7 protein-coding genes are annotated in these 6,473 nt (G+C 59.2%); all 7 read right to left on the bottom strand.

What is annotated here, in order from left to right; genetic code table 11:
- Positions 1-474, bottom strand: a 474-nt coding sequence (gene bfr / locus VZ95_RS13025; protein WP_045776228.1) for a bacterioferritin, incomplete at its 3' end; no start/stop codon positions are given.
- 67 nt (positions 475-541) lie between these two features.
- On the bottom strand, positions 542-1,573 hold the full coding sequence (locus VZ95_RS13020) for a Fe(3+) ABC transporter substrate-binding protein (protein ID WP_232302651.1): 1,032 nt from the start codon (positions 1,571-1,573) through the stop codon (positions 542-544).
- A 156-nt stretch (positions 1,574-1,729) separates the two neighbouring features.
- Positions 1,730-2,665, bottom strand: a complete 936-nt coding sequence (locus VZ95_RS13015; RefSeq protein WP_045776227.1) for a branched-chain amino acid ABC transporter permease — start codon at positions 2,663-2,665, stop codon at positions 1,730-1,732.
- Positions 2,666-2,676: 11 nt separating this feature from the next.
- Positions 2,677-3,564, bottom strand: a complete 888-nt coding sequence (locus tag VZ95_RS13010; protein ID WP_045776226.1) for a branched-chain amino acid ABC transporter permease — start codon at positions 3,562-3,564, stop codon at positions 2,677-2,679.
- An 85-nt stretch (positions 3,565-3,649) separates the two neighbouring features.
- Positions 3,650-4,876: an ABC transporter substrate-binding protein gene (locus VZ95_RS13005; RefSeq protein ID WP_045776225.1), complete on the bottom strand. Its 1,227-nt coding sequence runs from the start codon at positions 4,874-4,876 to the stop codon at positions 3,650-3,652.
- Positions 4,877-4,903: 27 nt separating this feature from the next.
- Positions 4,904-5,626 (bottom strand): ABC transporter ATP-binding protein, encoded by a 723-nt coding sequence (locus VZ95_RS13000; RefSeq protein ID WP_045776224.1) that lies wholly within the window; start codon positions 5,624-5,626, stop codon positions 4,904-4,906.
- Positions 5,613-6,392 carry an ABC transporter ATP-binding protein gene (locus VZ95_RS12995; RefSeq protein ID WP_045776223.1) on the bottom strand — a complete coding sequence of 260 codons (780 nt, stop codon included), beginning with the start codon at positions 6,390-6,392 and terminating at the stop codon, positions 5,613-5,615. The genes VZ95_RS13000 and VZ95_RS12995 overlap by 14 nt, the downstream gene beginning before the upstream one ends.
- Between the last annotated feature and the right edge of the window lie 81 nt (positions 6,393-6,473).

The following is a 6,473-nucleotide window of genomic DNA, read 5'->3' as shown; positions in this document are numbered from 1 at the left end:
TTTCAGCGGTTCGACCTGATGTTGCAGATAGTTTTGCAGCCCGATCTGTTCGATCAGCGCCAACTGGGTTTCGAGGAAGTCGATATGCTCTTCGGTATCCACCAGAATCTTCGTCAGCAAGTCGCGGCTGGCGTAGTCTTTGATCTCTTCGAGATAGGCCATCGCTTCGATCAAATCGGTCCGCGCTTGGGTTTCGATGCGCAAATCGCCCGCAAGCGCTTCCGGCACATCTTCGCCAATCATCAGCTTGCCGAGATCTTGCAGATTGGGCAGGCCTTCCAAGAACAGAATCCGTTCGATCAGCCAATCGGCGTGGCGCATCTCATCGATGGACTCGTGATAGGTCTTATCGCCGAGCCGATTGAACCCCCAGTTCTTGTGCATGCGCGCATGCAGGAAGTACTGATTGATCGCCGTCAGCTCGTTATAGAGAATCTTGTTAAGATATTGGATTGCTTGCCGATCGCCCTGCATGATTGCCTCGCTGTGATAGCTCGAAACGAGGGGCCGCGCGTCCGCATCCCCTCTAAGAGCCTACAGTTTAGCGCCAACCGGCGCGATCTGCGACCTTCAAAGCGTCCGGCGTGGCTTCGCCGAGCTTAGCGAGGTTCAGCGTGTCGGTCTTGAACTTACCGAAGCTGGCGAGGATCGGGTCGGGCTCCACATCGGCGCGCACCGGGAATTCCATCGTTCCGGCCGACATTACCTTCTGCGCATCTTTACTGATGAGGAACTCCATGAACTTGGCGGCTTCGGCCTTGTTCGGCGCGTTCTTGGTCAGGCCGACGCCCGACACATTGATATGCGCGCCGCGATCCGCTTGGTTCGGGAAAGCGATGGCGATTTTCTCAACAATCTTCTTATCGGCGTCCGAGCCGCCCTTGAGGCGGGCGTAGTAGTAATGATTGGTCAGGGCGATATCGGCTTCCCCGGCGGCAATCGCCTTGATCTGATCGGTATCGCCGCCCTGCGGGGTACGAGCGAAATTGGCGACCAGGCCTTTCGCCCAGCTTTCGGCCTTATCCAGCCCATCGTTCGCGATCATCGAGGCAATCAGCGACAGATTATACGTGTGGTTCGACGATCGGGTGAGCACCTTGCCCTTGAACTTCGGGTCCGACAGCGACTCGTAAGTCGGGATATCGGCAGGCTTCACCTTATCGGTATTATAGGCGATGACGCGGCTGCGCACGGCGATGCTGAACCAGTGCCCATCGGGGTCGCGCAGGTTGGCCGGAACCACTTCATCCACCGTGGCGGATTTGAAGGGCTGCAACAGTTTGGCATTCTTCAGAATATAAAGGTTTGCCGCATCGACGGTGATGATGACATCGGCGGGCGAATTGGCCCCTTCGCGCTGCAAGCGCTGCACGAGGCCATTGATATCGCCCTGAACGACATTCACCTTAATGCCGGTTTCGGCGGTGAATTTATCGTACATGGCTTGATCGGTCGGATAATGACGCGATGAATAAACGTTCACATCCGCAGCCGTGGCCAGCGCCGTGCCCGCCAACCAAACGGCGGTGGCCGTCAGCGCTACGATATTGATTCGCTTAATCATCTTCGCCATCTCAAACCTCATTCACACGTACTGCGACGCATTCTCAACAGAAGCTGACGATGCCATCGTTGCGAGCGAGTTGCAATAGCATTCTTAATTTTGCGGCCCATAAAAAAGGCCGCCGTCCCATGCCGGACGGCGGCCTTGTTTTTTGAGAGCGACGGCCTACAAAGGCTTCTTCACCAAGGCCAGCAGGCGCGGCAACTCGCCTGCGATCCCGCGCCGGAACAGCATGACGCAGACCACGAAAATCGCGCCGGTGATGATCGTCACCCACGCCCCCGTTTCGGCGAGGTAATCTTGAATAAGCACAATAATCCCCGCGCCGACGATGGGGCCGAACAGCGTGCCGATCCCGCCGAGCAGCGTCATCAACACCACCTCGCCCGACATGGTCCAATGCACGTCCGACAGGCTGGCGAGTTGCAGCGTGATGGCTTTCAAGCCCCCGGCAAGACCCGCAAGACCCGAGGAGAGCACGAAGGCCAGCAGCTTATAGCGATCCACCGAATAGCCGAGTGAGCGGGCGCGCGGCTCATTCTCGCGGATGGCTTTCAGCACTTGCCCGAAGGGGGAATGCACTGTGCGGTAGATCAGCAGCAGACCCGCCAGCACCACAACGAGCACGAAATAATACATGGTCGTCGTCGGCATCAGGTCGATCACGCCGAACAAATGCCCGCGCGGCACCGCCTGAATACCGTCTTCCCCGTGGGTGAACGGCACTTGCAGGGCGGCGAAGAAGATCATCTGCGCCATCGCCAGCGTAATCATGGCGAAATAGATGCCCTGGCGGCGAATGGCGACGAGGCCGAAGACGATCCCCATCAGCGCCGCGCAGAGGGTTCCCGCCAGCAAGGCAAGTTCCGGCGTCCAGCCCCAAACCTTCGCCACATGGGCGGCCACATAGGCCCCGCCGCCGAAGAAGGCCGCGTGCCCGAAGCTCAGCAGACCGGCAAACCCCAGCAGCAGGTTAAACGCGCAAGCAAACAGCGCAAAACAGAGGATCTTCATCACCGTCACCTCGTAGAGCCCGGTAAAGGGCACGATGGCGAACAGAAGGCCGAAGATCAGGAAGGAACGGGCAGCAGCAGGCGACATCGCACCCTCCTTTACGCGGTTTTGCCGAAGAGGCCCGCCGGTTTCACCAGCAGAACCAGGATCATCAGCACGAAAATCACCGTGCTCGACGCTTCGGGATAAAAGACTTTCGTGAGGCCTTCGACGATGCCCAAAGCCACCCCGGTAATGATCGACCCCAAGATGGAGCCCATCCCGCCGATCACCACCACGGCGAAGACGACGATGATAAGGTTCGAGCCCATCAACGCCCCGACCTGATAGATCGGCGCGGCCAAAACCCCGGCGAAAGCGGCAAGCGCCACGCCGAAGCCGTAGGTGAGCGTAATCATCACCGGCACATTGATGCCGAAGGCTTGCACGATCTCGGGCCGCTCGGTCGCCGCCCGCAGGGTTGCGCCCAGGCGGGTTTTTTCCAGCATCAGCCAGACGCCGAGGCAAACGGCGAAGGCCGCAACCACGACCCAGGCGCGGTAGTTGGGCAAGAACATGAAGCCGAGGTTCTGGCCCCCGCGCAAAGCATCCGGAATCGCATAGGGCTGGCCCGAGACGCCGAACATCTGCCGAAAGGCGCCTTCCGCCAGCAGCGTCAGCCCGAAGGTCAGCAGCAGCCCGTAAAGATGATCGAGCTTGTAAAGATGCCGCAATAGCAGCCGCTCAACGATTATCCCAAGCGCGCCGACAATTAGTGGCGACAGCAGCAGCGCCGGCCAATAGCCGATACCGGCATAATTGAGCAGCATCCAGGCCACAAACGCGCCCATCATATAGAGCGCGCCGTGAGCAAAGTTGATGACGTTGAGAATCCCGAAAATGATCGCCAGCCCCAGCGACAGCAGGGCATAGAAGCAACCGTTAATCAGGCCGATCAGGAGCTGACCGTAAAGGGCCGCCATCGGCACACCAAAAATTTCTGTCATGAACGGGAATCCGGGTCAAGGTTCGCCCTCCGCCCGCAGCCCAAGGGCCACGGACGGAAGCCGACGCAGAAGGAAACCTGGGCTCTTACTTTACCAGCGGGCAGCCGCCATCCTTTTCAGGACGGAAGGCTTCATCGCCAGGAATGGTCGCCAGGATCTTATAGTAATCCCACGGGGCTTTCGATTCCGCCGGGGTTTTGACTTGGGCGAGATACATATCGTGGACCATGCGGCCATCGGTACGGATCTTGCCGTTCTTGGCGAACATATCGTTGACCGGCAGTTCGCGCATTTTCATCGCAACCTTGGTCCCGTCATCGGTGCCGGCCGCCTGAACCGCCTTCAGATAATGCAGCGCCGAGGAATAGACCCCCGCCTGCACCATGCTGGGCATGCGCTTCATCTTATCGAAGAACCGCTTGGAGAAGGCGCGGGTTTCATCGTTCATATCCCAGTAGAAGCCCGTGGTCAGGGTCAGGCCCTGCGCCGTTTGCAGCCCGAGCGAATGCACATCGGTGATGAAAATGAGCATCCCCGCGAGGCGTTGGCCGCTCTGGGTAATGCCGAATTCCGCCGCCTGCTTAATGGTTTGCACCGTATCAAGACCGGCATTGGCGAGGCCGATCACCTTCGCCTTGCTGGCTTGGGCTTGCAGCAGGAAGGAGGAGAAATCGGCATTGGCGAGCGGATGGCGCACACCGCCCAGCACTTTACCGCCATTGGCAATAACCGCCGCCGTCGTGTCGCGTTCCAGCGCCTGACCGAAAGCGTAGTCGGCGGTGAGGAAGAACCAGGTATCGCCACCCTGCTTCACGGTCGCCTTGCCGGTGCCGTTGGCGAGCGCATAGGTATCATAGGTGTAGTGAACCCCCGTGACCGCGCAGGCCTTGCCCGACAAATCCGAGCTGGCGGCCCCATTGTGCAGCATAACCTTGTTCTTTTCCTTGCCGATTTCCTGCAATGCCAGCGACACGGCGGAATTCAGCATATCGGTGATCACGTCGACCTTATCGGCATCGATCCATTTGCGGGCAATCGAGGCGGCGATATCGGCCTTGTTCTGGTGATCGGCGAAGGCCGTTTCGATGGGCTTGCCCAAAACCGTGCCACCGAAGTCGGCAATCGCGAGTTTCAGCGCTTCAAGGCTGCCCTGGCCACCCACGTCGGCATACACGCCCGACCCGTCGGTGAGAACGCCGATTTTTACCACATCATCGGTAAGCTGGGCCTGGGCCGAGCCTGCCGCGAGCAAAGCGGCACCGGCCAATAAAGCCGTGCGCAACGAGCCATAGGTCTGTTTCGTCTTGGTCATCGGAATTTCCTCCCCAAAATTGTCCGATTACACGCCGAGGTAGCGTTTCAGATCCTCGGTCTTTGCTTCGAGTTCGTCGGCGGCGATTGCGTCGACAACCCGTCCGTTTTCCACCACGTAGTGACGGTCGGCGACCGTCGAGGCGAAGCGGAAATTCTGTTCCACCAGCAGCACGGTAAAGCCGCGCGCTTTGATTTCCCGGATGGTCTCGCCGATCCGGTCGATAATCACCGGGGCCAGCCCTTCGGTCGGCTCGTCCAGCATCAGCAGATTGGCCCCCGTGCGCAGAATCCGCCCGATGGCGAGCATCTGCTGTTCGCCCCCCGAAAGCTTGGTGCCCTGGCTGCGGCGGCGTTCCTTGAGGTTCGGGAACATCGTGTAGATTTCCTCGACACTCATCCCGCCCGGCTTCACCACCGGTGGCAGCATCAGGTTTTCCTCGACCGAGAGCGCCGCGAAAATCGCCCGCTCTTCCGGGCAAAAAGCAATCCCGCGCCTGGCAATCGTATGGGGGGCGCGGTCGATGATGTTTTCACCTTCGAACGTTACCGTCCCCGTGCGCTTGCCAACCAAACCGATGATGGATTTCAGCGTCGTGGTCTTGCCCGCGCCATTGCGCCCGAGCAGGGTGACGACTTCGCCCTGGCGCACATTGAATTCCATACCGTGTAAAATATGGCTTTCGCCGTAATGGGCATGAAGATCGCGCACATCCAAGAGGGGCGCACCCTGAACATTAGTGGTGGCCATGGCCGGACCCCATATAAGCGCTGATAACCTGCGGATTCTGCGAAACCTCGGCATAGGTGCCTTCGGCGATGATTTCGCCCCGTTGCAGCACCGAGATTGTGTCCGACAGGTCGGCGACGACCGACAGATTATGCTCCACCATCAGCACCGTACGGCCCTTGGCCGACTGTTTGATGAGGGCGGAAATGCGGCCGATATCCTCGCGCCCGAGCCCCGCCATCGGCTCATCCAGCAGCATCACATTCGGCTCCAGCGCCAGCGTGGTGGCGATTTCGAGCGCGCGCTTGCGGCCATAGGCCAGTTCAACGGCGGTATGGGTGCGAAACTCCGACAGGCCAACCGCGTCAATCAACTCGTCGGCGCGGTCGTTATACTGATCGAGAATTTTCTCGGACCGCCAGAAATCGAAACAGCCGCCGCGCTTGCGTTGCAGGGCCACGCGGACATTTTCACGCACGCTGAGATGGGGGAACACCGCCGAAATCTGGAAGGACCGCACGAGGCCACGCTGGGCGATGGACGCGGCTTCGACCGAGGTAATATCCTCGCCCCGGTAAAATATCTGGCCGCTTGTCGGAACCAAAAACTTCGTCAACAGATTGAAAACCGTCGACTTCCCCGCGCCATTCGGGCCGATCAGCGCGTGAATCGTGCCTTCTTTGACCGATAAGTCTACGGATTTAACGGCTGTGAAGCCAGAAAACTGCTTCGTCAGCCCCCGCGTCTCAAGGATAGCGGTGCTCACCAATTCGTATACCTCCCCCATGCGAAGCTTTTATTGCTTCTTTCTGTCCGAGTTTTCCTCGGTACGCCCGACAAGATGAGCCAACCTGAGTGATCCGTCAAC

This window comes from Elstera litoralis, from assembly GCF_000963705.1.
Taxonomy (GTDB): domain Bacteria; phylum Pseudomonadota; class Alphaproteobacteria; order Elsterales; family Elsteraceae; genus Elstera; species Elstera litoralis.
This window is presented reverse-complemented; position numbering and strand designations above follow the sequence as displayed.

Bases quoted from the DNA above. Each gene is read 5' to 3' on its own strand.
- VZ95_RS13020 (WP_232302651.1), bottom strand. From the start codon at position 1,573: ATGGCGAAGATGATTAAGCGAATCAATATCGTAGCGCTGACGGCCACC.
- VZ95_RS13015 (WP_045776227.1), bottom strand. From the start codon at position 2,665: ATGTCGCCTGCTGCTGCCCGTTCCTTCCTGATCTTCGGCCTTCTGTTC.
- VZ95_RS13010 (WP_045776226.1), bottom strand. From the start codon at position 3,564: ATGACAGAAATTTTTGGTGTGCCGATGGCGGCCCTTTACGGTCAGCTC.
- VZ95_RS13005 (WP_045776225.1), bottom strand. From the start codon at position 4,876: ATGACCAAGACGAAACAGACCTATGGCTCGTTGCGCACGGCTTTATTG.
- VZ95_RS13000 (WP_045776224.1), bottom strand. From the start codon at position 5,626: ATGGCCACCACTAATGTTCAGGGTGCGCCCCTCTTGGATGTGCGCGAT.
- VZ95_RS12995 (WP_045776223.1), bottom strand. From the start codon at position 6,392: ATGGGGGAGGTATACGAATTGGTGAGCACCGCTATCCTTGAGACGCGG.